24 protein-coding genes and 1 pseudogene are annotated in these 24,984 nt (G+C 59.7%); 12 read left to right on the plus strand and 13 right to left on the minus strand.

Translation table 11 applies throughout. The features are described from left to right. Positions 1-15: 15 nt before the first annotated feature. On the plus strand, positions 16-960 hold the full coding sequence (locus AC1DD5_RS21210) for a zinc-binding dehydrogenase (protein WP_442017936.1): 945 nt from the start codon (positions 16-18) through the stop codon (positions 958-960). Between the two features lie 99 nt (positions 961-1,059). Here the strand turns inward: AC1DD5_RS21210 and AC1DD5_RS21215 are convergent, their stop codons facing one another. Beyond that, complete coding sequence (locus tag AC1DD5_RS21215; protein WP_442017935.1) at positions 1,060-2,589, minus strand: APC family permease; 1,530 nt, start codon at positions 2,587-2,589, stop codon at positions 1,060-1,062. Between the two features lie 363 nt (positions 2,590-2,952). Here AC1DD5_RS21215 and AC1DD5_RS21220 point away from each other — a divergent pair, with 363 nt between their 5' ends. Both AC1DD5_RS21220 and AC1DD5_RS21225 read left to right on the plus strand, forming a co-directional pair. Beyond that, positions 2,953-3,681 (plus strand): TetR/AcrR family transcriptional regulator, encoded by a 729-nt coding sequence (locus tag AC1DD5_RS21220; protein ID WP_442017934.1) that lies wholly within the window; start codon positions 2,953-2,955, stop codon positions 3,679-3,681. Between the two features lie 222 nt (positions 3,682-3,903). Continuing rightward, a pseudogene (locus AC1DD5_RS21225) lies at positions 3,904-4,786 on the plus strand (IS982 family transposase). Positions 4,787-4,806: 20 nt separating this feature from the next. Here AC1DD5_RS21225 and AC1DD5_RS21230 read toward each other — a convergent pair. From AC1DD5_RS21230 to AC1DD5_RS21245, 4 genes are read right to left on the minus strand one after another with little or no spacing between them, the layout of a single operon-like run. Further along, positions 4,807-6,270 carry an amidase gene (locus AC1DD5_RS21230; RefSeq protein WP_442017933.1) on the minus strand — a complete coding sequence of 488 codons (1,464 nt, stop codon included), beginning with the start codon at positions 6,268-6,270 and terminating at the stop codon, positions 4,807-4,809. A 56-nt stretch (positions 6,271-6,326) separates the two neighbouring features. Then, a complete protein-coding gene (locus AC1DD5_RS21235; RefSeq protein ID WP_442017932.1) occupies positions 6,327-7,340 on the minus strand; it encodes an ABC transporter permease in 1,014 nt (337 codons plus the stop codon). Further along, positions 7,337-8,878 carry a sugar ABC transporter ATP-binding protein gene (locus AC1DD5_RS21240; RefSeq protein WP_442017931.1) on the minus strand — a complete coding sequence of 514 codons (1,542 nt, stop codon included), beginning with the start codon at positions 8,876-8,878 and terminating at the stop codon, positions 7,337-7,339. The genes AC1DD5_RS21235 and AC1DD5_RS21240 overlap by 4 nt, the downstream gene beginning before the upstream one ends. Before the next feature lies 1 nt (position 8,879). Beyond that, positions 8,880-9,878 (minus strand): sugar ABC transporter substrate-binding protein, encoded by a 999-nt coding sequence (locus AC1DD5_RS21245; protein ID WP_477522699.1) that lies wholly within the window; start codon positions 9,876-9,878, stop codon positions 8,880-8,882. Positions 9,879-10,125: 247 nt separating this feature from the next. Between AC1DD5_RS21245 and AC1DD5_RS21250 the strand changes: the two genes are divergently transcribed. Next, entirely contained in the window at positions 10,126-10,812 is a 687-nt protein-coding gene (locus AC1DD5_RS21250; RefSeq protein WP_442017929.1) for a response regulator transcription factor, read from the plus strand. Here AC1DD5_RS21250 and AC1DD5_RS21255 read toward each other — a convergent pair. Both AC1DD5_RS21255 and AC1DD5_RS21260 read right to left on the minus strand, forming a co-directional pair. Further along, complete coding sequence (locus AC1DD5_RS21255) at positions 10,809-12,110, minus strand: glutamate-cysteine ligase family protein (RefSeq protein ID WP_477522700.1); 1,302 nt, start codon at positions 12,108-12,110, stop codon at positions 10,809-10,811. The two genes, AC1DD5_RS21250 and AC1DD5_RS21255, sit on opposite strands and share 4 nt — an antisense overlap. 104 nt (positions 12,111-12,214) lie before the next feature. Then, positions 12,215-12,628, minus strand: a complete 414-nt coding sequence (locus AC1DD5_RS21260) for a GFA family protein (protein WP_442017927.1) — start codon at positions 12,626-12,628, stop codon at positions 12,215-12,217. A 218-nt stretch (positions 12,629-12,846) separates the two neighbouring features. On the opposite strand from AC1DD5_RS21260, the gene AC1DD5_RS21265 reads away from it, so the two are divergent. The 3 genes from AC1DD5_RS21265 (at position 12,847) to AC1DD5_RS21275 (ending at position 15,532) form a co-directional block, all read left to right on the plus strand. Next, on the plus strand, positions 12,847-14,313 hold the full coding sequence (locus AC1DD5_RS21265; protein ID WP_477522701.1) for an aldehyde dehydrogenase family protein: 1,467 nt from the start codon (positions 12,847-12,849) through the stop codon (positions 14,311-14,313). 67 nt (positions 14,314-14,380) lie between these two features. Further along, on the plus strand, positions 14,381-14,767 hold the full coding sequence (locus AC1DD5_RS21270) for a nuclear transport factor 2 family protein (protein WP_431114747.1): 387 nt from the start codon (positions 14,381-14,383) through the stop codon (positions 14,765-14,767). Positions 14,768-14,845: 78 nt separating this feature from the next. Continuing rightward, the gene (locus tag AC1DD5_RS21275) at positions 14,846-15,532 is read left to right on the plus strand and encodes a GntR family transcriptional regulator (RefSeq protein ID WP_477522702.1); all 687 of its coding nucleotides are present in this window, start codon (positions 14,846-14,848) and stop codon (positions 15,530-15,532) included. 79 nt (positions 15,533-15,611) lie between these two features. Here AC1DD5_RS21275 and AC1DD5_RS21280 read toward each other — a convergent pair whose 3' ends face one another. Next, positions 15,612-16,262, minus strand: a complete 651-nt coding sequence (locus tag AC1DD5_RS21280) for an NAD(P)-binding oxidoreductase (RefSeq protein WP_431114745.1) — start codon at positions 16,260-16,262, stop codon at positions 15,612-15,614. 98 nt (positions 16,263-16,360) lie between these two features. Here AC1DD5_RS21280 and AC1DD5_RS21285 point away from each other — a divergent pair, with 98 nt between their 5' ends. Beyond that, on the plus strand, positions 16,361-16,693 hold the full coding sequence (locus AC1DD5_RS21285; protein ID WP_431114744.1) for an ArsR/SmtB family transcription factor: 333 nt from the start codon (positions 16,361-16,363) through the stop codon (positions 16,691-16,693). Between the two features lie 17 nt (positions 16,694-16,710). Here the strand turns inward: AC1DD5_RS21285 and AC1DD5_RS21290 are convergent, their stop codons facing one another. The 5 genes from AC1DD5_RS21290 to AC1DD5_RS21310 form a co-directional block, all read right to left on the minus strand. Further along, complete coding sequence (locus AC1DD5_RS21290) at positions 16,711-17,586, minus strand: amino acid ABC transporter permease (protein WP_477522703.1); 876 nt, start codon at positions 17,584-17,586, stop codon at positions 16,711-16,713. Further along, on the minus strand, positions 17,583-18,263 hold the full coding sequence (locus AC1DD5_RS21295; RefSeq protein ID WP_477522704.1) for an amino acid ABC transporter permease: 681 nt from the start codon (positions 18,261-18,263) through the stop codon (positions 17,583-17,585). The genes AC1DD5_RS21290 and AC1DD5_RS21295 overlap by 4 nt, the downstream gene beginning before the upstream one ends. A gap of 34 nt (positions 18,264-18,297) precedes the next feature. Continuing rightward, on the minus strand, positions 18,298-19,137 hold the full coding sequence (locus AC1DD5_RS21300; RefSeq protein ID WP_429331906.1) for a glutamate ABC transporter substrate-binding protein: 840 nt from the start codon (positions 19,135-19,137) through the stop codon (positions 18,298-18,300). Positions 19,138-19,165: 28 nt separating this feature from the next. Further along, positions 19,166-19,894 (minus strand): amino acid ABC transporter ATP-binding protein, encoded by a 729-nt coding sequence (locus tag AC1DD5_RS21305; RefSeq protein ID WP_477522738.1) that lies wholly within the window; start codon positions 19,892-19,894, stop codon positions 19,166-19,168. A gap of 264 nt (positions 19,895-20,158) precedes the next feature. Further along, a complete protein-coding gene (locus AC1DD5_RS21310; protein ID WP_477522705.1) occupies positions 20,159-20,893 on the minus strand; it encodes a GntR family transcriptional regulator in 735 nt (244 codons plus the stop codon). A 168-nt stretch (positions 20,894-21,061) separates the two neighbouring features. Between AC1DD5_RS21310 and AC1DD5_RS21315 the strand changes: the two genes are divergently transcribed. The 4 genes from AC1DD5_RS21315 (at position 21,062) to AC1DD5_RS21330 (ending at position 24,965) form a co-directional block, all read left to right on the plus strand. Next, positions 21,062-22,279 carry a pyridoxal phosphate-dependent aminotransferase gene (locus tag AC1DD5_RS21315; RefSeq protein WP_477522706.1) on the plus strand — a complete coding sequence of 406 codons (1,218 nt, stop codon included), beginning with the start codon at positions 21,062-21,064 and terminating at the stop codon, positions 22,277-22,279. 6 nt (positions 22,280-22,285) lie between these two features. Beyond that, positions 22,286-22,837: a thiamine pyrophosphate-binding protein gene (locus AC1DD5_RS21320; protein WP_477522707.1), complete on the plus strand. Its 552-nt coding sequence runs from the start codon at positions 22,286-22,288 to the stop codon at positions 22,835-22,837. After that, positions 22,834-23,418 carry a thiamine pyrophosphate-dependent enzyme gene (locus tag AC1DD5_RS21325; RefSeq protein ID WP_477522708.1) on the plus strand — a complete coding sequence of 195 codons (585 nt, stop codon included), beginning with the start codon at positions 22,834-22,836 and terminating at the stop codon, positions 23,416-23,418. The genes AC1DD5_RS21320 and AC1DD5_RS21325 overlap by 4 nt, the downstream gene beginning before the upstream one ends. A gap of 71 nt (positions 23,419-23,489) precedes the next feature. Next, positions 23,490-24,965, plus strand: coding sequence for an NAD-dependent succinate-semialdehyde dehydrogenase (locus tag AC1DD5_RS21330; protein WP_477522709.1), 1,476 nt, complete (start codon positions 23,490-23,492; stop codon positions 24,963-24,965). Positions 24,966-24,984: the final 19 nt, after the last annotated feature.

The raw sequence follows: 24,984 nt of genomic DNA on the forward strand, positions 1-24,984 counted from the left end.
CACCCCCGGAGGACCGTGAAACACTCACCACCCGCCACGTCAACAATGCGTGCACTGGCCGTCAGCCCTGAGGCGCCCGGCCGAATCGCCATCCAGGACGTCCCCATGCCTTCAGTACAGCCTGAAGAAGTCCTGGTTGAGGTTCATGCCATTTCCCTAAACCGAGGCGAGATGCGTGCACTTCGCGCTGCGGCCGCAGGCATCATCCCAGGCTGGGACTTCGCTGGTGTCCTCATGGAGGACGCCAGCGACGAACTGACGGCTGGTTCGAGGGTTCTCGGAATAGTGGAACATGGCGCTTGGGCAGAGATGGTCGCCGTGCAGCGAGACTCGATTGCAGCCATTCCTGATGAGCTGACGTTCGCTCAGGCCGCTGCCCTGCCGACGGCCGCACTCACCGCCTTACGCACATTGCGGCTGGGCGAGACGGGCCTCGGCGATCATGTCCTGATCACCGGCGCCTCCGGCGGTGTTGGCCAGTTCGCTGTTCAACTCGCCGCGCGAGCAGGAGCCATGGTTACGGCTCTGGTCTCGAAGGGCACCGACGCTGAGGCGATCAGGGCCATGGGCGCCAAACAGGTCGTATCCAACATCGAGCAAGTCCACGATCGTTTCGACGTGATCATTGAGTCGGTGGGCGGCCACGTGCTTGGCCGCACACTTTCCATGCTGGATCCACGGGGCCGCCTGGTTGCCTTTGGTAATTCGTCCGACGAGCCAAGTACGTTCAATGTCCGTGATGTTTACAACGGGGCCTTGGTCAGGATCCTGGGTTTCGAACTGTTCTTCGATCCTCTTCCCTTCGGACGGGACCTGGCGAAGCTCCTGGAACTCATGGTGCAAGGTGCACTCGACCCGCACGTTGCCGCAGTCCTGCCATGGGATGAAATGGCCGTCGCGCTGGACCGTTTAGAGAATCGCGCTGTTGGTGGGAAACTGATCCTCACGATGAGAGGCTGACGCGAGCCATCGATGCGTAAGTCCGCCAAACGACTAAGAAAAGTAAGCCGCCCCAGCCCGGGGCGGCTTACTTTTCTTATGCGGGAGTAGGCGTCGATCCTAGGCGTCGTCCGCCGTCGTTGAGAGCACGCGGCCGAGTCCTTCGTATGCCGCAGGGCGCTTGGCCTTCAGCCAGAATGCGATGAGGAGGCTGAAGACAAACCAGCCGATGCAGAACCACGGGATGAGACTGACCCAGATGATATCGCCCCCGAGGGAGCTGAGATTCGACCACAGCAGGTAGAGAGCGCCACCCAAACCGAGTGCTCCGATTCCGGGGGCCAGCATGGTCCGCCACCAGTGCGCGTGCATGCGGTGCGCTGGCAGCCGGTGGTACCGGATGGTCGCAATGGAACACAGAATCTGATTGAGCATGACCCAGAAAGTACATGCAATGGCGAACCAACCAAAGACCTCGGAGTAGGCGGCCGTGTTGAAGTCGTTGCCAGCGAATTCCTGGGCCGAAGGAGCCGCAAAGTAGAAAGCCGTGAAAAGTGCCAGAATGAGTGCCGCTCCAAAGAACGTCGCAACGGCAGCGTGGTGGGGGCTTCCATAGCGCGCGTGTGTGTGGCCCAGCTTGCCCGGGAACAGAACACCCTCACGTGCAATCGCGTAGATATAGCGTGAAACAGTTTGGTGGAATGCCAGCACAGACGCGAAACAACCGGTAATCACAAGCCAGTTGATGCAGTCGGCTGCCCAGGCGCCAACATACGTTTGTGCGAGAGAGATGTAGGACTGGCCCAACAGGCCGGTTGTTTCATCGACTACTTTGCCGGTTCCGAAGCCCGTGATTGTTGCCCAAGCCGTGACGAAGAGAATCAGGCCGATGCCAATGACTGCAAGGTAGGTTGCCAGCGGCACAAGTTTCTTGGGGTTCTTGGATTCTTCAGCGTAGTTGGGTACCACTTCGAATCCGAGCCAGGACCAGAAGGCGAAGAAGATCCCGATGCCTGGGGCGATTCCTCCGAAGGCGTTGATGGGGTTGATCGGTTCAAGGCTTACGCCCTCCGGTCCACCGTTGATGAAGATGGCACCATTGACGATGGCAAGAATGATAATTTCCCCGATGAACAGGACGCCGAGAACCTTAGCTGAGAGTTCGACTCCGAAGTACGATGCCACAGCGGCGAGGACCAGTGCGATACCTGCGATGACAAGCCAAGACACGTCCATCCCGAAGGACTGCTTCAGTGCGGCAGAGCCGAAGTAACCGATCGCCCCCAACACTGCCACCTGGACGCACAGGTACCCCAGCATCAGGGATAGCCCTGATGCCAGCCCGAGCGGTTTACTCAGACCGTTGCTGATAAAGCTGTAAAAGCCGCCGGTCGCACTGAGACGTCGTGTCATTGCTACATAGCCGACGGCGAAGCAAAGGAGTACGCCCATTGCGACGATGAATCCGGCTGGAGCTCCAACCCCGTTGCCGAATGCGACCGCAAGCGGAATGTTGCCCAAGCAGCCCACCAAGGGCGCTGCACTGGAGAAAGCCAGCAGAAGAATGCCTACCAGTCCAAGGGAACCGGACTTGAGGCGATGGACTTCTGTCTGTTCAGATGACGCGGAAAGGGCACTGGAAGTTGCCATGGGGGTCCTTCTTCAAATTTTGGCGCACTGTTGGGGAGCACGACAAAGAACATTGGGAGGATGCGGAACCGTCGTTGTCATGAGACGGAGTTGGACCGCATCGTTCTGCCACCTCCTGTGGAGGGTTTACCGCACATAGGGGTGGCAGATCAGTCGTAGTCAGGCAGGACATCGCTGCGTCCAGCGAGAGTCCGAAAGAATGAAACACATTCATCTTTCATATTTGAAGTATGAGGCATGGCTCACACTTCATGCAATAGGCAATTTCCGGCAGCGACGCATGATCCGTAATGAACGCCTTAGACTGGGCTGAGGTTAAAGGTGAAACATCTACGTATTTGGGCAGGCCGAAGGGGGCGCCAGATGAGTCAGGCAGCACAGCACGAGGTAGACGGACTTCTGCCAAGCCCTGACGGGGTCGATCCCTTGGCGACGTCGGGACCACCGCACTCCCTGTCCGAGCTGCTGACCGAAGCATCCGCCACGGTCGGCGCTCATAGGACGGCCGTACAGAAGCGGAGCCGGTCGAAGATGGAGACAGTGCTGAATGCCGCAATCGATCTTCTCGTCGAAGGCGGGCCTGAGGCCGTCACTACTACTACCGTAGCGGCGCGGGCAGGTGTATCTGTGGGCTGGCTCTACAACTTCTTCGATGGCCGGGAGGCCTTGCTTGAGGAAATCCTTGTATCTTGCCTGCAGGACCTGGATAACCGTCTGGACAAGGTTGATTTCGACCTGGGCGGACCTGACTGGAAACAGAAGGCCGAAGCCGGCGTAGAGGCCCATATCGAATTCTTCAACGAGACGCCGGCCTTCCGTGCTATCTGGTTCTCCACAGAGTTCACCGGCCGCATGATCCGGGCCAACCGTATGCACGACGACGAATTGGCAGCCTTTTTGGCCCGAACCATTACCAACGTCAAGCCCGAAGCGCCTCAGGTTCCGCTGGGCGTTGTGACCCAGATTTTTGTCGGCATGCTGGACAAGGGATTTGACCTTGCGTACCGAGAGTCGCCTGATCGAGGCAACGAGGCGCTGCTGCAGGAAATGAAACGCTCCAGCATCGAATATCTGTCCACATATCTGCCGTAGGATCCCGCGCCCGCGGCCGGCCAAGACAGCTGTCAACGCGTCGGCCCGGACGCGAACGCCCGGGCCGATCCAGAAAGCCGTATTAATTTCAGTTGGGTCCCGGGGCGCGAAAGCCGCCCCAGGAATTCGTCAGTACTCGAGGAATCCCTAGATGAGTAAGTCCTATTGCTGTGGCGGGCGCGGGAGCTTTTAAAGTAAGGCGGAGAGTGTTAAGCCGAGTTTGTGAACACGCAACTAAACACTCTCCTGACCACACTTTACGTCTATTTGGATGACCATGTGCTGCCGGACCTGGGTGTGTCCAGGGCTCGCCGGCCGGGCCGGAAACCGGTGCTGAGCGACGCTGAGCTGCTCTGCCTGGCCGTGGCACAGCACCTGCTCGGCTTCTCCTCGGAGAGCAGATGGATCCGTTACTCCCGGATCCATCTCTCCGGCATGTTCCCGGGCATCCCGCACCAATCCGGTTATAACAAGCGTCTCCGGGCCGCGGGCCCTGTGATCGCGGCAGCCATTACCGCGCTGGCACGAGGTCCTGCGCCTGGTCGATTCCACCCCCGTGCCGTGCGGCATGTCCCGGGAAACCGTCAAACGCTCCGACCTGTCCGGGCACGCCGGCTACGGCTACTGTGCCTCCCACTCCCGGTTCTTCTGGGGCCTGCGTCTCTACCTGATCAGCACCCCTGAAGGCATGCCCGTAATCTGGGGCCTGGCGAACCCGAAGATCGGTGAACGCGAGGTCACCCAGGCCCTACTCGAACACGACCACCACCTCATCCGGGCCGGACAGGTCATCCTCGGGGACAAAGGCTTCGCCGGCCGCGACTTCGAACGGTTCATCACCGAGGACCTCGGCGCGCACCTGATCCGCCCGGACCGCAAGGACGAGAAACCCCGCTTCGGCAAACTCGGCGGCATCCGACAATGGATTGAATCCGTCTTCGACACCCTCAAGGGCCAACTCGGCCTCGAAGAACACGGCGGACGGACCATGGCCGGCGTCTACGCCCGGGTGGCAGCCAGACTCCTCGCCCTCGCCGCAGGCATCTGGCATAACTGGCGCATCAACGCGCCCCGCAAGCGCTCGCTCATCGCCTACGACCACTAAATCCAATAGGACTTAATCATCTAGGTGGGACGTGGAGCCGTCAGCTCCCGGTCCCCCAAATGAAAAGGGCGGAGGTGCGACCAGGGCCTGGCGGCTTCGAATGCTGCGGCGGCCCTCAGAACCTTCGCATCCGAGTGAAAACCGCCCGCAATTTGCAGTCCAACGGGCAGCCCTCCCGAGGTAAATCCGGCGGGCACCGTGATGGATGGCGTCGTCATCATGTTGAATGGATACGTGAGCAACCATCCGAGGATCTGCTCCCGGAGCGGCTTACCCTCAAGCCAGCTGGGCGCGAACTGTTCCAGAGGAAAAGCCGCTGAGGTCAGGGTTGGAGAAATCAAGAGGTCGAAACCTGACATGAACTCTCTGAAGGTCTGCCACATCTGACCGCGGTAGAGGTCGGCCCGACCCTTATCTTCTCCATTCAGCGTCTTGCATTGACTCATGATCTCCAGAAGGTTTTCATCCACCTGTCCCGTCATGCTCTGCCAGTCCAGCAGGTCAACCTGGCTGGCAAATCCAGGAAGCCAGACGCCGTTCCACATCGCTTCCTGGGCTCCGCCCCATGACGGAGTGGCCTCTTCGACAACCGCACCAAGTTCCTCGAAAGCGTCCATGGCAGACCTGCAGATCGCCGAGACTTCCGGGTCCACGTAGCCAAGGCCCAGATCTGAGGACCAGGCGATCCGTAGGCCGTCGATCGGCTTCTTGATCTCCTCGGTGAAGTCAATATTCATGTCCGGAAGACTGGTTGGGTCTTCGTCGTCCGGGCCAGCCATGACATTGAGCATGAGCGCAGCGTCAGCCACTGTCCGGGCAATCGGCCCATGATAGATCCAGGTATAAAAGCGACCCCCCAGAATTGTCTGTGGGATGAGCCCATGGGTTGGTTTCATTCCGACAACACCACACATTGAAGCCGGGATCCGAACCGACCCCGCTCCATCGCTCCCCTCTGCAATGGGCGCAAGGCCTGCAGCCACAGCAGCAGCCGATCCCCCGCTGGACCCGCCGGCCGAGTAGCCGCTTTTCCAGGGATTGTGAGTGGGCCCGTACAAATGGTTGTCCGTCCCCCCGTAGTAGCCACCTTCGGGCATATTCGTTTTTCCCAGAAACAACCCCCCAGCCGCTTTGAGACGCTTAACGACGGCAGCATCGTGCTGAGCTACGGTTCCTTTCAGCGGCAAGTAGCCGTACGTTGCCGGCAGTCCACTCATGGCGGTGAGTTCCTTGACTGCGAAAGGGACCCCGTGAAGCGGCCCAAGCTCTGCACCCGAGTCCACCTGTGTCTGCAGGCGTTCGGCGTCCGTGTTGACCTGCTCCTCGTCGAAGGTAACGTACGCGTTCAATTGCGGATTCACAGCCTTGATGCGGTCCGTCATCGATGTGGCGATATCGACAGGGGAAAGTTCCTGGCGGCGTACCTTTTCGCTTATATGTGTCGCGCTCATCCAGGGGATGTCTTCAGTGGTGACGTGGTCCATGATTCTCTCCTTGAGTTTGAGGTTTGTGGTGTAGTCGTGGCTGGTCACTGAGCGCGTCACTTGGACCGCTGCACCCAGAAGCGAATTGCCTCAAGGCCGGCGGCCAGGACCAGAACACTGCCCGTCACGATTCCGGCGATTTCCGGCCCCAAGTTGAGTAGCGTTAGCCCGTTCTTAAGGATGGCGATGAGCCATACTCCAAGAACCACGCGAAGGACGCTGCCACGTCCACCGTTGAACGGCACACCGCCAAGGAGCACGGCGGTCAATACGGTCACTTCGAATCCGACCCCAAGGGTGCCAGAAGGGGCGCTGTCCAGTCTCGCCACCTGCAGGACACCTGCAATACCGGCCGCCAGTCCTACTACAACGTAGAGAAGCACTGACAAGCGTTTGACTGGGATGCCTACAAGGTAGGAAGCCCTTGCATTCACCCCGATTGCGATAATTTTGCGGCCAACAGGGAGACGATTCATGGTGAGCAGGGCTGCGCCGATGACCAACAGGGCTGCGAGGCCCAGATAGGACACACCGAAAATGGAGCCATTGCCCAGGATATTGACATCAGACGGAAAGCCGTAAAGCGAATCGGGGGCGAGATACTGAGCAACACCCCGAGTAGCTGCGAGCATTCCCAGCGTTACTACCAAGGGAGACAGTTCCAGCCATCCAATCAGCAATCCATTGATGGCGCCGATTGCTGTACCTACTGCGATTCCTACTAAGAGCCCGGGGATGAGACCGGAACTCAGGAAAGTGAGCCCGGAGCACACTCCGGCCAAGGCCAACGTCGAACCGACGGACAGATCTACGAATCCGGCCATCAGCAACACTGCAGCCACCACGGCCACTATGAAGGTCGGCCCATTCTGGGTTAGTACCGCAAGGAGGTTGCCGCCGGTAAGGAAAGACTTGGTCGCCAGAGAAAAATACACCATGAGACCGAGGGTGGCGGCCGGCATAAACCAGTTGATGCCCTGAAGAACCAGCTTTTTGCCGGCAAGGACACGCTGTTTGGTCCCTGGGCTGTTGCTTGGGGGACTCATGGTGGTGGACTCCAACGTAGTCACTTTGATGTTCCTTCCGCTTCGCCAGAACTGCCTTGGGCAGCTGACAGTAGGTAATTTTCTGTGATGTCTTCGGGGGCGATTTCCCTGGGCACTCCATCCACCAGAACGAAGACACGGGTGGCAAGCGCAAGGATTTCCTCGGGTTCGCTGCTCGCGAAGATCACGCATCGCTCAGGACCGGAGACAAACTCGCGGAGTAATTCGTAGATCTCGTGTCGGGATCCGATGTCCACCCCTTGAGTTGGTTCATCCAGGAGCAGAACCGATGTGTCGCCAAGCTCACCGGCCCAACGCCCCACAACCAGCTTTTGGGCATTTCCCCCCGAGAACGAATCCGCTGGATTCCCTGGAGACATCGGACTCAGCCGGATCCTCCCCGCGGTCTCAAGAAAGGCCGCCCGTTCGCGGCCACGGCTACGAAATCCTCGTGAGAGCTGGAGGTAGTGCGGAAGAAGTACGTTTTCTTCAGCCGTCATGCTGCCGAAAAGTGACTGTTCTTTTCGATCGGAAGCCACCAGGGAAATGCCTGCCCTCAGTGACTTGGACCGAGTGGAGGCAGGGGACGTCCGCGACAGGCTTACGCCGCCTCCCACGGGCCTCCTTACTCCTGCCAGAGACTCCAGAAGGTTCGTCCGTCCCGAGCCCAACAGCCCGAACAGTCCGACGATTTCATTGGCGTGCACTGTCGTCGTCAAAGGCCCCGTGAAGGAGCACTGTAGTGCCTCCAGCTGCAGCATCGGCGCACCTGGTTCGCAGTCTGATGCCCGGCCGGTCAGTGAGCTGCCTGGGGAGATGCCATCAACCAGGTCCTTCATTTCAAGGTCCAGGCGATCCCGGGTCCAGTGCACCCGGCCGTCGCGGAGGACAGTCACAGCGTCGGCGACCTGCAACACCTCGTTCAGCAGGTGCGTCACGTAGATAACAGTGAGTCCCTGCGTCGTGGCCAGCCGGCGCACGAGCCGGATCAGGGCCGTCACTTCATGAGGGCCGAGGGCTGCCGTTGGTTCATCCAAAATGAGCAGGTCCGGTTTCCGTCGCAACGCCCGGGCGATTTCAACGATCTGCTGCTCCCCCACTGATAGTGAACCGACCAAGGATTTGGGGCTTATGTCCACGTCCAAAGATTCGAGGATGCTTTGTGCTTCACGCTCCTGCCGGCGGGTATCGATGGCCCCGAGGACGCTACGACGCTCTTGGCCGAGAAATATGTTGTCCGCGACGGAGAGCGACGCGATGAGCTGAAAATGCTGGTAAATGATGGCGCATCCAGCTTCAAAAGCTTGTGTCGGCGTGAGCCCACGGTATGGGCGTCCCCCGATGACGATTTCACCATCATCGGGACTGGTAGCTCCGCTGAGGCAGCCCAACAGTGTGGACTTCCCCGCACCATTGGCGCCCAGAAGTGCGTGAACTGTGCCCGCAGGAATATTCATGTCAATGCCCCGCAGCACGTGATTTGCCCCATACGATTTGCGGATACCCGATAGCATCAGGCCGAAAGTCACAGATTTTTCCTGGTCCAGAGCGTCCCGTGGCATCTCATTGGCCCTTACGCTCAAAATTCCCGATGAGATCGGCCACCAGTTGCGGGTTGTCAGCCTTGGCCAGAACCGTTGGCGTGACGAGGTTGGTCTCGCCCTTACCCGTTGCGGCGGCCATGGCAGCGTCAACGATGGACGCTGCAAGGGCATCCATGGGTATCGCGGAGCTTGCCCGGTACATGCCGCCCTCCTTGACCGCGGCCAGACCTTCCGGTGAGCCGTCCTGGCCAGCTATGTAGACGGTATTTGGGTCGATTCCAGCGTTTTTGAAGGCCTTCATTGCGCCTATCGCGGACTCGTCGCTGAGCCCAATGAATATGCGCAAATCGGGGTGCTCGCGAAGGGCGTCTTCGGCAATTTGCAGACCACATGCTTGATCCGTGCAGTTCTGTTCAGAAACGACCTTGAGCCCGGCCGCTTCAATGGCCTTGATGGGAAGTTCGTATCTGGGGCGAGAAGGCGGCAGTGTGGTCAACGTAGTGACCGCGGCTGTTGCCCCGCCGTCGGGGTAGTTCTTCTCGATCCACTCTGTGACATCCGCCGCGATTTGCTCTCCTTGGAGCTTGTTGTCAAATCCCACGCTGCCATCTTGTCCGTCCATGCTGGTCAGATAAGTGAGCCACTTGGTGCCCTGGCTCTGCGCCTGCTTCTGGAGACCGGCGAAAGCCGTCGAGTCGACCGGCCAAAGGACGATGGCGTCTACTTGCTGCGTCACCCAGCTTTCGACCGTGGCGCGCTGGCTTTCCAATTTCATTCCCGTGGTGTTGTCCAGAAGCAGGTCGACGCAACCAACCTTGGTGGAGTACTCCTTCGCCAATGACTTCAAAGCTTTGATCACCTCGGCTTCCCCGATCGGGTGACTGAAGCCGACGGTGTACGTCTTGGAACACTCGCCGTTGGACGAACTGGATGTTGGTGCGCTGCAGGCCGAAAGCGAGGCCGTAGACGCCAGGGCCAAGGCCGCGACGCCGGCAACGAGGGCTGGTTTGAGATGCATGGTGGTGAGCCTCCTGGGGGATGGATTGTGGGGCCGCAGGGTTGTGATTCCTGGGGAGTAGATCCAGCCTAGGAAGGCCGCGCTCTGGCTACCATCGGTGATTTCACGTATATTTGTGATGCGGATCGCTTTTACAAAGTGCGAGCCCTTCATGCGAACCCCAACAGACTTGCTGTCCGGGTCATTGTCGCCGTTGGTTTTATCTGACAACCACTGTGAGCTTTTCCCTACGAACCACGGAGGCCACATGGACTCCGCTTCCCGGGTTCTCATCTTGCAGGACCTACAAAGCGAAGACATTATTCGCCGGCGCAACGCATACTTCGACCTCGTTCGCTTCGAAAGCGGTGCAGGGGCGATCCTTCTGACGTATGTGGATCCTCTGGCGCACACTCACATCGCGGTCGGCAGCTCAGGCTACAGGGACAGCGTTGTGGACTACATCACCCGGGATCTGCTTCTCCACGACAAAGCGGCCAGACAAGCACTGCGGGATGAGTCCACCATTTATGACTGGGATAACCTGCCAGGTTACCGGGCCTCAGCGCCCGCGCTTCTGCATTTCGGACCCGAAGGTTTCAACAACGGAGTCACGATGCCGCTGACAGTTAAGGGACAGATCGTGGGGACTTGCAACCTGAGTACGGATCGCGCGGCCTGGCCGGCGCCTACGGCACCCATGTTGACGGCTCTGCGACCGGTTCTAGCGGATATGGTCGAACGCGCCAGGCAAAGCCGGAGCCTGGGGCTTACTCCGCGTGAGTTGGAGATCCTTCGAATGGTAAAATGGGGCCTGACGGACACCCAAATAGCCAGCGAACTCTTTCTCTCACCACGCACGGTTTCTACGCACATGGAGAACGCAAGGGGCAAGCTCTCTTCGACAACCAGAACACGGGCCGTCGTCGTTGCCACGGACCTTGGGCTGATCTAGCAAATGCCACCATCCAGAGCGCAGCCCTGATCGCGGTCCGACCAAGCGGACGGATCGTCATCCGCAGGCGATAGACCTCGGAGCGTCCACTTTTCAGCGTATTCCTCAACCTGGCTGGCAATGGCCCTCGTGGAAGTGTCGAGCCGAAGCTGGTCCGCAGCCAGCGCCATCAATTGCACGGCCCGGGATGCGATTCCCGGATCGTCGAGTCCTATCCGGGCAGCGGCTTCCCAGTCCGGGGAGCCCGCGCAGATGCCTCTGGCTTGGTCTGAGACAGCGGGATTGGAGATGAGCGCGGAAACGACGGCGGCGGGGACAGCCCACCAGCAGCCGGGCTGGGCATCGATGTATCTGATTTCGAAATACCCTTTGGGCCGAACGTGCGGGAAAAGTGTACTCAAGTGCTGCTGCAAATCTTCAAGGTTTGCTGGCGGCCGGTCCGGTACCACCGCTGTCCCTAGACGGAGCCAATCACGGAACGTCAGACCGGCGGGGGCATGCCACTCCCCCGCTACACGTCGAATCATCATCAGGGGGGCGTCCAGGGCCCACCGAGCGTAGGACACCCCGGGATCCTGGGCCGCGCTGAAATGCGGTACGCCAGTCCTGGCCGGGTCCAGAGCGAGCCACGCTGCGAGCCGTGTGCCCTTCCAACCGCTTCGCCGGCCACCGATCCAGCCGGAATTCGCGAACGTCGCTGCCAGCACTGGCCCAATTGAATACAGCAGGTTCCAGCGATGACGGATTTCGACATCGTCCGCGCCCGCTTCGACGTTGACCTGCACTGACGCGGTGGAACACATCATGGTGGTGCCCGCCGGCGCCCACGGTTCAAAATACTGCTCCATGGCAGCGTAGCGGGGGGCTTGAGTGATCCGCCTGGGTTCGAGATGGGGTGATACTCCGGCACCCACCAGGATTGCGTCCAGATCGGCGGCCTGCGCCCGCAACAATTTGAGGCTGCCATGCACTGACAAAATGAGCTCCTGCAAAGAGGCTTCGGGGTGCGAGCTGAGCTCAAGCTGACCACCGGGTTCGAGCGTAAGACTTCCGCGAACGTCCAGATGACGCAGTTCTGAGAACAAACGCCGGTAGTTGTCGTCAGCAAACGGACGCTGCAGGGACGGGTCTCCGATTCGACCCATGAGCAACTCAAGTTCAAGTCCGATGCGCCCGGCAGGACCGGTCGAGAAGCATGTGCGCTGAATCCACTCCTCGGCAGCAGCGACTGTGAGGGGTACTTCCTGCTGATCAGCGATGGTGCTGTCGCCGCGGAGAAACCCGGTGGAAGTCATCATGCTTTGGTCCTTTCGAAAAATAAAGAAAGGGGTCCGGGTGGACCACCTCCAGGAAGCGATCCACCCAACCCCAACTCCGCGCGGCCTCCCGCGCGCAAGCCCAATCAGGCCGGGATGTCGCCGTCGTACCGCTCGGCACCCGGGAGAGCCTCGACCCATGGCTGCGCGGACCGGCACCAGACTTCCACGGTCGGCTTGAGCCATGACGTGTCGTTGAGTGTTCCCGCCTTGACGAAGGCCAATCCAGGCATCGCGTCAATGCGCCCAACAATTGGCGAACCGCATTCCCCGCAGAACGACCGGTTGGTGTTGGTCTCGTGCTCAGAGCCGACGGTAATAAACGTCTTCACCGCGTCGCCTGTGATTTTCAGCTTTTCGTCGTCAACACCGATGACCAGCGAGTACGCGCCACCTGTCTGACGCTGGCAATCGGTGCAATGACACAAGGCCGTGAACTTCGGCTCGCTGTCAATCGTGTAGGTGACTTCACCACAAAGGCACTGTCCGTCGAGTTTCATGTCTGCTCCTTGAGCTTCATTGGTAAGGGACTTCAGGGGAGGTCGCACTGCTATCGTGTCGATCATCACATCCTAAACTGAAACAATATCGTATTTCAGAATTTACCAAAAGGTCTTGCGAGTCCAACCCACTGGCCCTAAACTGAAACATGAATCTGTTTCAGCATTCGATTTGTTCACCGCTCCACGGCAAGCCGCCGCACGACAGGAGAGATCACATGGGAGTTTCCATCACAGAGGGCGCGCGTACCACCACGCCCCCGAACTTCAACGGACCCTACGGACTGCTCATTGATGGCAACATCGTTCAGACTGAGGACCATTTTGACGTCTACAACCCAGCCACAAACTCGGTCCTCGCATCCGCACCTCAGGGCACACGGGAACACATGGAACGCGCCATCGGTGCCGCCAAGCGGGCTTTCCCCGCGTGGGCTGCGCTGACCGCAGACGAGCGCGAAGCGATCATCGTCGAATTCTTCGAGGCCCTCGAGGCCCACAAAGAAGAGTTCATTACCTTGCTCTCACTGGAGCAGGGCAAGCCACGACACAATCAGGCGACGTTCGAAGTTAACCTTGCCAACCCCTGGATCCCCAACACCGCCAAATCGAGGCTGGAGGACAAGGTACTGGTGGAGGACGATGAGAAGCGCGTAGAGCTTCGCCGCTCACCGCTCGGTGTCGTGGGGGCCATCATCCCCTGGAACTATCCCTACCTCCACGTTCTGTGGAAGACCGTCCCCGCGCTGATCACCGGCAACACCGTAGTTCTCAAGCCTTCTCCCTATACCCCGCTCTGCGCATTGCGGATCGGGGAGCTGGCAGCCCAGGTCTTCCCTCCCGGCGTCTTCAACGTCGTCACAGGCGGCAACGAACTTGGGCAGATCCTCACCGAGAGCCCCGACGTCGGGATGATCACCTTCACGGGATCCACGGAAACCGGGACCAAGATTATGGCTTCAGCCGCCCGCACCATCAAGCGGGTCACTCTCGAACTGGGTGGAAATGATCCTGCGATCCTACTCCCGGACGCGGACTGGCAGGACGCCGTGCCGCAGGTATTCAACGCCGCCTTTGGTAACTCGGGTCAGTGGTGCATCGCGGCCAAGCGCATCTACGTACACCGTTCCTTCCATGAAGACTTCGTCACAGCGCTCGTGGACTATGCCAAAACGCAAAAGGTCGGCGACGGCATGGATCCCACCAGCGATCTTGGCCCCATCAACAACCGCATGCAGTACGACAAGCTTCGTGACCTCTTCGAAGACACTCGCCGCCATGGGTACGACGTCCCAGTCGGAGGCACCATCGACGAGTCCCTGGACGGCAACTTCGTTCCAGTCACCATCGTCAACAACCCTCCCGAAAACAGCCGCATCGTCCAGGAGGAACCTTTTGGACCGATCGTACCCGTACTCGTGTACGACGACGTCGAGGACGTCATCGAGCGCGCCAACGCCACAATCTTCGGCCTTGGTGCCACCATCTGGGGGCGAGACGAAGAGCGGGCACTGGCCGTGGCGGACCGCATCGACTCCGGCAACGTCTGGGTCAATCAAGGCCAGAGCCACCCGGATCATGCGCCGTTCGGCGGCCACAAACAGTCCGGCCTGAGCGTCGAACACGGTGATGAAGGCCTGGCTTCGCATACCAACAACAAAACCGTCGTGATTCGAAAGCGCTAGCGGCTTTTCTTCAGCCAAACCATCCCAGGGTGCCGCAATAGGACCCGCTCATTCACAAGGAGAAACCATGCCCAAGAACCTCAAAGTCGTCCCGACCGACGAATATGACCAGATCGTCACCACCGTTCAGAAGTATGTCGAAGGCCTGCGCGTCGGCAGCCCCGAAGGCGTTGCAGAAGCCTTCCATGAAGACGCCACCATGTACGGCTTTACCAACGGCCAGCTTCTGGGCGGCCCCATCAAGAACTTGTACGACTTCGTCGCCGACAACGGCGCGGCTCCTGATGTCAAGACCCGCGTGGACATCATCGGCATCACCCAGACAACTGCCGTGGTGAAGGTTGACATGGAAAATGACGCCATTGGAGCTGACTACACCGACTTCCACACCCTGCTGAAGCAGGACGGCGATTGGAAGATCATCGCCAAGGTTTACCACCAGTACGAGGCCTAGTCGAACAGAACCGGGGGAGGCTCACCGCCTCCCCCGGTTTTTTCGTTCGTACTGGTATTCAGCACGCGAGGGGCGAGAATGATTTCGGAAACAATCCAGCGAACAGCCGCGCCATTGCGCCAAGAGGTGGTCGCCGCCCTTCGCCGGGCGATCGTTACCTCCGAGTACAGTCCTGGAGAGAGGCTGGTCGAGACTGCCCTTTGCGATAGGTTCTCCGTCAGCCGAACAGTGGTTCGTGAAGCACTGCGGCAGCTGGAATCCGAGCGGCTGGTAGTGACGACGCCGAACAAGGGTCCCGAAGTTGCAACCCTCACACCCACCGAAGCCCGAAGTCTCTATGAAGTTCGCGGCGCTTTGGAATCGCTCGCTGGAAGCCTGTTCGCTGCACGAGCCACAGAGGCTCAGCGTGGGCAACTCGTTGCGAGACTTTTTGACATCCGTAGAGCAGAGTCAGCTGGCGGGGCGCAGCTGTTGCTGGCCGCGAAAGACAGCTATTACGAAGTGCTTCTGGCTGGTGCTGGCAACAAAGAAATCTCGGGCATGCTTCGGCAAATCAATGCCCGCACTCAAGTACTTCGGGCCCTATCAACGAGTTCCCCTGGGCGGAGTCCGCACATGTTGTCCGAGCTGACGGACATCACCACGTCAGCTGCCATCACTAGAGATCCGGAGGCGGCCCGGCGAGCATGTGAAGTGCATGCATCCAACGCCGCGGAAGCCGCACTCATTGCCATGGAGTCGACGCCTAAGTCCGGACATGCGTGAAGCTGTAGGGAAGCGCGAGGAGGGGAGGCACGCGCTTCGCATGCCTCCCCTCCGTTCTTGCAAAAAGCTCGTCTGCTTGTTAGCCAACCAGCCCGGACACAGCATCTTCCACCGCGGTATCGCCATCGGTTAGCTCGACAATGGTCCGGCTCAACTGCGGGTTATGGAGCGCCGCGTCAATGAACGCCGCGACGTTATCGCGTCGAATGTCTCCGTACTCAATCGCAGGACCGGCCGTTACCCGCCCATCTCCTGGGGCGTCGGTCAGAAGCCCCGGGCGAACTATCAGCCAATCCAGATCAGTGCGTGTGAGGTAGACGTCTGCTGTCTTCTTCGTGCGCATATAGTGCTCAAAGCGTTCGTTCACCGATTCACCCCGCCCTGACTCCGGGAAGGCAGATACCAGGACAAAACGGGACACTCCGGCGAGGGCGGTGGCATCGGCAGCCTTCTCCAGCCCCTTGCCGTCGATGAGGGTGGTTTGGTCCATCCCGGTGCCATGGGCGCCCGCAGAGAAGACGACGGCATCGTGTCCCTTGAATTTTTCGGCCAACACCTCAGTGGAGTCCTTAATCAGGTCTCCCTCTACGGGCGTCGCGCCGCTGGAGGCAACGGTGTCAGCTTGAGCGGGATTCCTGAACATTCCCGTGACGGTATCACCGCGGCCACTCAGCAGTTGAGCCAGACGTCGGCCTACTCCCCCGGCTGCGCCTATTTGGAATACCTTCATGTGCGTCTCCCTTCACTTTAAGTTCGATATGCATCAAAGTACGACAAGTATAGGATTTGTAAATCGCCAGGTCCTCGAACTTCTTGGATAATCGAAGCATGCGAACTCTGGACCACCCTACGCCCGACGGAATTCACATCGATGGCGTGCTGTCGGCGCTGGCCGATCCAATCCGGCGTCGGATAGTAACTCAACTGGCCGATGGCCATGACGACCAGGCATGCATCGCGTTTGAGCTGCCCGTGAGCAAGTCCACGTCCACCCATCACTTCCGCGTGCTTCGCGAGGCGGGAATCATAGAACAGCACTATCAGGGCACGGCGATTCTCAACACGCTTCGGACCGGCGTTATGGAATCGCTGTTTCCAGGCTTGCTGAGTGTCGTCATTGCGGCTGAACGCAATTCCGGACTGAGGCAACGAGCATCCTGACGTATGATCGCCCGCATCTAGGTCTGGGGAACCAGGACGTCGCCAACCTTTGACTCGGCAGGGGCCTTGCGGCCGCTTCGGAGTCGAAGCTCAATGTACGTTGCCAGTCGCGATAGTCCCAGATTGATGACAATCATCACAAGCGCGATCACTACCAGCGCCGGTATGTAATTCGAATACGCAGAGCCGGCCTGGATTCCTTGCCGCACTGCTTCCACGTAGGTGATTTGGTAACCAAGCGCAGTGTCCTTCAGCGCCACAACCAATTGAGCGACGATTGCCGGGAGCATTGCCGTGATTGCCTGGGGCAGAAGAATCATACGGAGGGTTTGTCCACTGCCCAGCCCAAGAGCCACAGCAGCTTCCCCTTGGCCTCGCGGAATGGCTTTGATTCCTGCGCGCACAATCTCTGCAATCACGGCCCCGTTGCTCAGAGCAAGGCCGGTAACCACTGCCGCAACTGCCAGATCGGTTGACGGGAACAAGTCGTAGTCGGCGAAGAGCTGAAAGCAGAAAATCATCAGAATCAGCAGCGGAATTGCCCGGAAGAACTCCACCACGGCGGCGCACGCGTAGCGCACGAACCGATTGTCGGAGAGACGTCCGACGCCGAGCAGGATACCCAGAATTATGGCGAGGATTATGGCAAACACCGCAGCCTGGAGCGTTCCCACAATCCCGGGCAGAAGGTACGTCTGCCACATTTCCGGCGTGAGAAATGGCTGCCACTTCTCCGGCGCCAGTTGACCCTTGTCTGCCAGGGCTGACGCCACGAACCATCCGGCCGCTGCCAGCCCAACGACGCACAGAGCACTGATGACGACGTTCAGAATTTGCCCCTTGGGCCCGGGGACGTCATACAGATTGTTGATGGGCGCTCGAGTGTTGCTCATCGCTTGACCTCAAACTTCCTGCTTAGGTATCCGAAAGCCGCGCCGGTCGGAAGAGTCAGGCACATGAAGCCGGCCCCGAAGATCAGCCCAACAACGATGAGGGCGGAGGTGTTCTCTATCATTTCCTTCATCAGAAGAGCGGCTTCAGCCACACCTATGACGGAGGCAACCGTTGTGTTTTTGGTCAACGCAATGAGGATGCTGCCCAAAGGCGCAATGACCACCCGGAAGGCCTGCGGCAGGACGATGTGGCCCAATCCCTGCATAAAGTTCAGGCCCAACGACCGGGCCGCCTCCGACTGGCCAGGAGGGACCGTATTAATACCCGCCCTTAACGCTTCGGATACGAATGTCGACGTGTACAGGCTGAATGCCAGGACGGCCAGCCTGAACGAGCTGTCTGTGATGGATGTGGGTGACTTTGGATCTGCCAAGGTAATCCCGAGTTGCTGCGCCAATCCGAACGAAGCGAAAAGCACCACAAGGGTCAAAGGGGTATTCCGGACGATGTTCACGTACCCGGTAGCAAGCGTCCGCATCGCCCAAATTGGTGAAACCCGCATGGCTGTCAGTACAGTGCCCAATACCAACGAGCCCAGTGCAGACAGCGCCGTGAGCTGCAGGGTGATGAGGAAGGCCGCCAGGATCTGATCCCCGTATTCATTGAGGATGTTCATGTTAAGTATCCAGTCTCTTGTCTGGCTGCTTCGACTAGTAGCGGTCGACCACGGGTGTGGCCGGCAATGCATAACCGGACGGTCCAACGTTGCTCTCAAACGCTTTTGCCCACGATCCGTCGTCGATCATGGACTGAATGGCGTCGTTGATCTTGGCACGGCCCGCGGTGTCATCTTTCTTCAGACCAATGCCGTAGTTCTCCTTGCTGAAGGTACTGCCAACAAGCTTCAGCTTTCCCTGGTTGGCAGCTGCGTAACCGGCAAGTTGAATATCATCCGTGGTCATCGCGTCAACGGCGCCGCTCTTCAGGGCTTCAACGCATGCGGAAGGGGTGTCGTACTCCTGAAGCTGCGCGTCCTTGCTGTAGTTCTTCTTGATGTTCTGTGCTGGTGTGGAACCGGTCACCGAGCACAACTTTTTGCCCCCATTCAGGGACTCCGGGCCCGTGATGTCCGTGGAGTCAGAACGAACCAGTAGCGACTGGCCAGCCAGGAAGTAAGGCCCCGCGAAGGCGACCTTCTCCTTTCGGGCGTCGTTGATGCTGTAGGTATTCACCACATAATCCACCTGCCCGTTCTGGATCAGGCTCTCTCGCTGCGCCGGAGTCGCTTCCTTCCAGGTGATGGAAGACTCCTCGACGCCAAGCTTCTTGGCGACATACTTGGCAACGTCAACATCGAAACCCTTGAATGATCCGTCCGGAGTCTTGATTCCAAGGCCTGGGCGATCAAAGGAAATGCCGATGGTGAGGTGGCCCGATTGAGCGCTTGCTTCAACTGTTTTCGCTTTGTCGGATGCACCGGAGCAACCGGCGATCGAGCTGGCAAGGAACAGCGCTGCGGCCGGAATGGCCAGGAACTTGAGCTTCACGATGTGCTGCTTTCTAGATTGGGGTGGCTTGTCAGTGGCTGAGGATCTTGCCGAGGAACTCTTTGGCCCGCTCCGTGGTTGGGTTGTCAAAAAACCGGTCAGGGGTTGTGTCCTCGAGGATCTGGCCATCGGCCATGAACACCACCCTGTCGGCGGCGCGTCGAGCGAAGCCCATCTCGTGCGTGACTACGAGCATTGTCATGCCCCCTTGTGCCAGCGACGTCATGACATCCAGTACTTCGGTCACCATTTCCGGGTCAAGAGCCGAGGTAGGTTCGTCGAAGAGCATCACCTTCGGCTCCATGGCCAACGCCCGGGCAATGGCAACGCGCTGCTGCTGTCCACCCGAAAGCTGCGCAGGGAGCTTGTGTGCCTGGTTTGCTATCCCTACCCGCTCGAGCAGGGCCATTGCCCGGGTCTGAGCCTCAGCCTTTCCGATTCGTCGCACCTTGAGGGGCGCAAGCATGACGTTTTCGAGGATGGTTTTGTGGGCAAAGAGGTTGAATGACTGAAAGACCATTCCGACGTCGGCCCTGTAGCGCGTCAGCGCCTTGCCTTCCTTGGGAAGAGGCTTGCCGTCCACGGCGACTGTGCCGGCCTCGACTGTCTCCAACCTGTTGATAGTTCGGCAGAGGGTCGATTTGCCCGAGCCGGAGGGGCCCAAGACAACCACAACTTGCCCCTGAGAAACCTCAAGATTGACATCACGGAGGACGTGCAGAGGTCCGAAATGCTTGTTGACCCCCCGGATGGAGATCATCGCCTTCTTCTTATCGCCAGCTGCTTCAGAAGTGCTGTCAACAAACTTTTGCAGTTCCATGTTCGCCATTCGTTCGGGGATATTTCGTCTCAGCGGTCGCGTCGGGGCGGTGCAAGGCTTCTCACCCTGAGCTCCCATGTGACCTAAGTTACGAAAGTAAGAATGTTAACATTTGTACGGCAAAGAATTGGAGAGGGCAAGTCCGCCGCAGGAGCTTCGGACGTGGACGAAGCCGGCACTGGGGCTTCGTCCACAGGCGGACTTTCAGAAGGACGTGTGACTAGCCCGCCCCTGGAGGCGTTCCTTGCTGTCGAGGTCGGCTTTTATTCTTTCGAACGCAGTCTCGATGTGCTCACGCACCAGCTCTTCAGCCTTCGCACCATCCTGGTCGCGGATGACGCGAAACATTTCCCAATGCTCAGGGCCAATGCGGGCCCTGTAATCATCATGGCCTTGCTGTCGATTAAGGAGAAGCAACGCGATCTGCGAACGCAGACCCAACCAAACTTGCTCCAACCGTTCATGACCGGCACAGGCGTAGATCGCATCATGAAACGCAATGTCCGACTGGAGCATGTCGCCCCTATCCCCCAGGGCGGCCGCCCGCTCAATGTCCTCGGCACGCACCTGAAGCAGGTCCAAATCCTTCTCGGTGCGGTGTGCAATCAGTCGCTGAACGGCGAGCAACTCTATCGAGTACCGGAGCGAGTAGATCTCTTCGAGGTCTTTGTGCGTAAAGACGGTAACCCGCGACCCCCGGTGCCAGTCGCCTTGAAGCAGACCCTCCTGCCGCAGCAAAACGATGGCATCGCGCACTGGTCCGCGACTCACGGATAATGACGCAGCCATCTCCACTTCATTGATCCGCTCCCCGGGAGGTATTTCCCCGGCCAGAATTGCGTCACGGATCCGGTCCGCGACATCCTGGGCCATACCGCGACGTTTCAGGGGTGCTCGAAGGGTTCCGTCCTTGACATTTGCTGTGGTGTCAGATTTCATAATGTTAACATTCTTGCAGTTGGAGGCTTGCTGGTCACGTCTTCCACACTATCCCAGCACTCCATTCGGAACCTGTCCGGATCGCGGGATGCTGCATTCAAGAAGACCGCCTGCTTTCGATGCAGGCTCGATTCCACCACCTGTATCCCCTGAAATTGGAGTATCCCTATGAGTACCGCTACCACTACCCGGTTTGGACGGTTTGCTGATCGGTTGCGGGATATTGGTCCGTCGCCTATTCGGGCGATCTTTGATAAGGCTGCGGCGCTGGAAGCTGCAGGTGAGAAGGTGTATCACTTCGAGATCGGGCGCCCGGATTTTGATACCCCGCAGGTAGCCAAGGACGCTGCGGCTGCGTCGTTGGACCGCGGGGAAGTTCATTACGGCCCTAACGCGGGGACGTTGGATCTTCGCAAGGCGATCAGCGGGTATCTGCAAGAGCGCCGCGGGACCGGCTATGACCCGGGCACCGAAGTGCTCGTCACGATCGGCGCGAACGAAGCGGTGTTCCTGGCCTTGATGGCTTTCTGCGGCCCCGGCGATGAAGTGATCTTCCCCGTCCCGGCCTGGGCGCACTACGAGTCCTGCATCCGTCTGGCCGGCGCCACCCCTGTCCCTGTCCGGCTCGACGCGGACAATGATTACCGTCTCGATATCGACGCGATCGCCGCCGCAATCACCCCCGTGACACGCATGGTCATCCTCTGCACCCCGAACAACCCCACCGGCGGTGTCGCAACGGCCGAGGAAATCGACAGACTCGCCAGCGTCCTGGAACGGACCGATGCGCTGCTGATGTCCGATGAAATCTACGCCGACCTCGTCTACGACGAGATCCGCCACCAGTCCCCGGCCGCCGTAGGGAACCTTCGCGAACGGACCTTGGTCATCGGCGGCTTTGCGAAAGCCTTCGCCATGGACGGATGGCGCCTCGGCTGGCTCGCCGGCCCCAAAGAACTCATCACGCCGGCACTAAGAGTCCGCCAATACACCACCGTCTGCGCCCCCACTTTCCTCCAACCCGGCGCCGCAGCAGCCCTCCGCCACGCGGGCCCCGCCGCAGAGACGATGCGGACCCAATTCCAGGAACGACGCAAAGCCGGCCTGAAGATCCTCACCGGCGTTCCCGGCGTCACAGTCAGCCAACCCGACGGCGCCTTCTACTTCTATCTCACCTACACACCCGAGACCGCCGAACCAGCCGAACAACTGGCACTACGGCTCCTCGAGGAACAACGCGTCGCCGTCGTCCCAGGCACCGCGTTCGACCCCGACGGCGGAACCCACTCCATCCGGATCTCCTACGCCTGCCACATCGATGACCTCACCGAAGGCCTGCGACGCATCGTCCAGACCCTGACCACACCACACACCAAGGGAGCCTGACCACCCATGACTACCACCATTACCCAGGACCGCCACGCCGAAGTGGTGGACGCGATCGTGCGCCTGGCCCCCGACGGCGTCGCGTACGTCCCCTCCGCCAGCATCGCCCCGATCATCAACGGCGTCCTGACCGCCCAAACCAACGGGGACCTGCCCCTGGTCTACCCCGTCTCCCGCGAAGAAGAAGCCATCGGCGTCGTCGGCGCCTACCCTCTCGCCGGCAAATTCGGGGTCATCATCATGCAGGACAACGGCTTCGGCAACGCCCTGACCGCGTTGACCACCTTCGCCGTGTCCTACCACCTGCCCCTGCTCATCGTCGCGAACACCCGCGGCGGGCTCGGCGAATACAACTCCATGATCCACACCATCTCCGCACCCGTCCCGGCGTTGCTGGCCTCCACCAACATCCCCGTGTTCCAGGTCGACCGGCGCAACACCGCCCAGGACTGGGGCGCGACCGTCGCCGAAGCCGGCAACCACGCCCGCATGACCTTCCGACCCGTCGTGGTCCTGATGGAATTCTTCGACCCCAAAGACGCAAAGGCAAAAGCATGAAACGCATCGAAGCCCTCCAGGCCATTGTTGACACGACCGCCGAGGTCCCCGTGATCGCGACCTGCGCCGCGACCTCCCGCGAACTGGCCTCCGTCGCTGACCGCCCCAACCACCTCTACCTCCTGGACGCCATGGGCCTGGCCATCTCCGTCGGCACCGGCATCGCCCAAGCCATCAAAAACACCCCCGTCACCCGTGCGATCGTCATCGAAGGCGACGGATCCCTCCTGATGAACCCCGGCTCAGCCATCACCGCCGGCTACCTCGCCCCCGAAAACCTCGTGATCATCCTGCTCGATAACGGTGTCTACGCCTCCACCGCCTCCATCCCCACCCAAGCCGTCACCATCGACCTCGGACGCTTCGCCGAATCCGTGGACCTCAAAGTCCTCCGCGCCGAGACCCCCGAAGAACTGTCCCTGGCGCTGAAACAAACCCTCACCGAGGACGGGCCCTGGTTCATCCACACCCGCACCGAACCCGGCAACGAACCAGGCACCAAACTCCTCCTCATCGACCCCGTCACCCACGGCAACCGCTTCCAAAACTGGCTCACCCCACAACTGGCCGAGTCAAAGTAGCCAACAATCAAACACTTGCCGGGCCCGAGGGGGCCCGGCAGTGCCCATCTGCTGAAAGCACGAGAACTTCCATGGAAATTACCACCACTGCCTCCGCTCCCCCGCTTGGATTTCCGGAGAAGCTTATGCCCATCGGCGGCTCGTGGATCTCCTCGAGCAACGCTGCAACTCTCACAGTCGCCAACCCGGCCACTGGAGAACCCATTGCGGATGTTCCCTCTGCAACGGTTCAGGACGGTATGTCTGCTGTCGATGCCGCGGTCGACGCACAGCCTGCCTGGGCTGCTACCCCTGCGCGGGAACGTGCCGACATTCTCTTTCGCACCTACGAGGGAATCCTGGCTCGTCGCGACGAGTTCGCGGCACTGATCACCGCGGAAATGGGTAAGCCCCTCCCGGAGGCCCAGACTGAAGTCGATTACGGTGCCGGGTTTTTCCGCTGGTTCGCCGAATCCTCCGGCAGGATACACACCGAAGGCCAGTTCGGCGTCGAACCCGGAGGCAACTACCAGATCGCAGTCTCCAAACGCCCCGTGGGACCGTCCCTGCTGATCACGCCCTGGAACTTCCCGCTCGCGATGGGCGCACGGAAGATCGCACCGGCCCTCGCTGCAGGGTGTACAACGATTCTTAAGCCCGCCGAGCTGACGCCCTTGACTTCGCTATTACTGGCCTGGGTTCTCGAAGAAGCTGGCGCCCCTGCCGGTGTTGTCAACGTCATCACCACCTCCAATTCCCGCGACGTTATCGCCGCAATTATGAAGGACTCACGAGTCCGGAAGATCTCCTTTACCGGATCGACACAGGTTGGGCGTGCGCTCTTGGCCCAAGCAGCCGAGAACGTCATGAACACCTCCATGGAGCTCGGGGGCAACGCTCCACTGATCGTGTTCGATGACGCCGACCTTGAGCAGGCTGTCGAAGGCGCCATGCTCGCCAAACTCCGCAACGGCGGCCAATCCTGCGTCGGCGCCAACCGCATCTATGTGCAAAGTGGCATTGCTGCCGAATTCACTGCCCGTTTCACCGAGCGGATGGCTGCTGCTCGTCTCGGCGACGGCGCACGCCCCGACACGGATCTGGGTCCGCTTGTGGATGCAAAACAAGTAAATACGGTGGCTGCATTGGTTGCCGACGCCATCGCCAAGGGCGCCGTTTGCCTGACGGGCGGAACTATTCCCGGGGGCCCTGGTTCTTACTACCCTGCCACGGTCCTGACTAACATCCCAGCAAACGCAGACATCCGCACCGAGGAAATCTTCGGTCCCGTCGCAGCAATATACGAGTTCGCTACAGAAGCCGAAGCTATTCACGAAGCCAACAACACCCCATACGGGCTGGCCTCCTACGTCTTCACCGAAAACCTCTCCCGTGCGCTGCGCGTCGCAAACGCCATAGATGCCGGTATGACCGGCATCAACCGCGGACTCGTCTCCAACCCGTCCGCACCCTTCGGCGGAACAAACGCCTCCGGACTGGGACGCGAGGGCGGAACCGAAGGCCTCGAGGCCTACCAAGAAACCAAATACACCGGGATTCAGCTTTAGCCGGATGGAAGTCGCTCAG

The organism is Paenarthrobacter sp. 10L420 (assembly GCF_056395385.1).

Excerpts from the sequence above, each read along its gene's own strand:
- AC1DD5_RS21250 (WP_442017929.1), top strand. The coding sequence starts at position 10,126 with ATGGACTCCGCTTCCCGGGTTCTCATCTTGCAGGACCTACAAAGCGAA.
- AC1DD5_RS21280 (WP_431114745.1), bottom strand. The coding sequence starts at position 16,262 with ATGAAGGTATTCCAAATAGGCGCAGCCGGGGGAGTAGGCCGACGTCTG.
- AC1DD5_RS21265 (WP_477522701.1), top strand. The coding sequence starts at position 12,847 with ATGGGAGTTTCCATCACAGAGGGCGCGCGTACCACCACGCCCCCGAAC.
- AC1DD5_RS21260 (WP_442017927.1), bottom strand. The coding sequence starts at position 12,628 with ATGAAACTCGACGGACAGTGCCTTTGTGGTGAAGTCACCTACACGATT.
- AC1DD5_RS21270 (WP_431114747.1), top strand. The coding sequence starts at position 14,381 with ATGCCCAAGAACCTCAAAGTCGTCCCGACCGACGAATATGACCAGATC.
- AC1DD5_RS21305 (WP_477522738.1), bottom strand. The coding sequence starts at position 19,894 with ATGATCTCCATCCGGGGGGTCAACAAGCATTTCGGACCTCTGCACGTC.
- AC1DD5_RS21255 (WP_477522700.1), bottom strand. The coding sequence starts at position 12,110 with ATGATGACTTCCACCGGGTTTCTCCGCGGCGACAGCACCATCGCTGAT.
- AC1DD5_RS21275 (WP_477522702.1), top strand. The coding sequence starts at position 14,846 with ATGATTTCGGAAACAATCCAGCGAACAGCCGCGCCATTGCGCCAAGAG.
- AC1DD5_RS21295 (WP_477522704.1), bottom strand. The coding sequence starts at position 18,263 with ATGAACATCCTCAATGAATACGGGGATCAGATCCTGGCGGCCTTCCTC.
- AC1DD5_RS21285 (WP_431114744.1), top strand. The coding sequence starts at position 16,361 with ATGCGAACTCTGGACCACCCTACGCCCGACGGAATTCACATCGATGGC.
- AC1DD5_RS21290 (WP_477522703.1), bottom strand. The coding sequence starts at position 17,586 with ATGAGCAACACTCGAGCGCCCATCAACAATCTGTATGACGTCCCCGGG.
- AC1DD5_RS21330 (WP_477522709.1), top strand. The coding sequence starts at position 23,490 with ATGGAAATTACCACCACTGCCTCCGCTCCCCCGCTTGGATTTCCGGAG.
- AC1DD5_RS21220 (WP_442017934.1), top strand. The coding sequence starts at position 2,953 with ATGAGTCAGGCAGCACAGCACGAGGTAGACGGACTTCTGCCAAGCCCT.
- AC1DD5_RS21230 (WP_442017933.1), bottom strand. The coding sequence starts at position 6,270 with ATGGACCACGTCACCACTGAAGACATCCCCTGGATGAGCGCGACACAT.
- AC1DD5_RS21245 (WP_477522699.1), bottom strand. The coding sequence starts at position 9,878 with ATGCATCTCAAACCAGCCCTCGTTGCCGGCGTCGCGGCCTTGGCCCTG.
- AC1DD5_RS21215 (WP_442017935.1), bottom strand. The coding sequence starts at position 2,589 with ATGGCAACTTCCAGTGCCCTTTCCGCGTCATCTGAACAGACAGAAGTC.
- AC1DD5_RS21320 (WP_477522707.1), top strand. The coding sequence starts at position 22,286 with ATGACTACCACCATTACCCAGGACCGCCACGCCGAAGTGGTGGACGCG.
- AC1DD5_RS21325 (WP_477522708.1), top strand. The coding sequence starts at position 22,834 with ATGAAACGCATCGAAGCCCTCCAGGCCATTGTTGACACGACCGCCGAG.
- AC1DD5_RS21240 (WP_442017931.1), bottom strand. The coding sequence starts at position 8,878 with ATGCCACGGGACGCTCTGGACCAGGAAAAATCTGTGACTTTCGGCCTG.
- AC1DD5_RS21315 (WP_477522706.1), top strand. The coding sequence starts at position 21,062 with ATGAGTACCGCTACCACTACCCGGTTTGGACGGTTTGCTGATCGGTTG.
- AC1DD5_RS21310 (WP_477522705.1), bottom strand. The coding sequence starts at position 20,893 with ATGAAATCTGACACCACAGCAAATGTCAAGGACGGAACCCTTCGAGCA.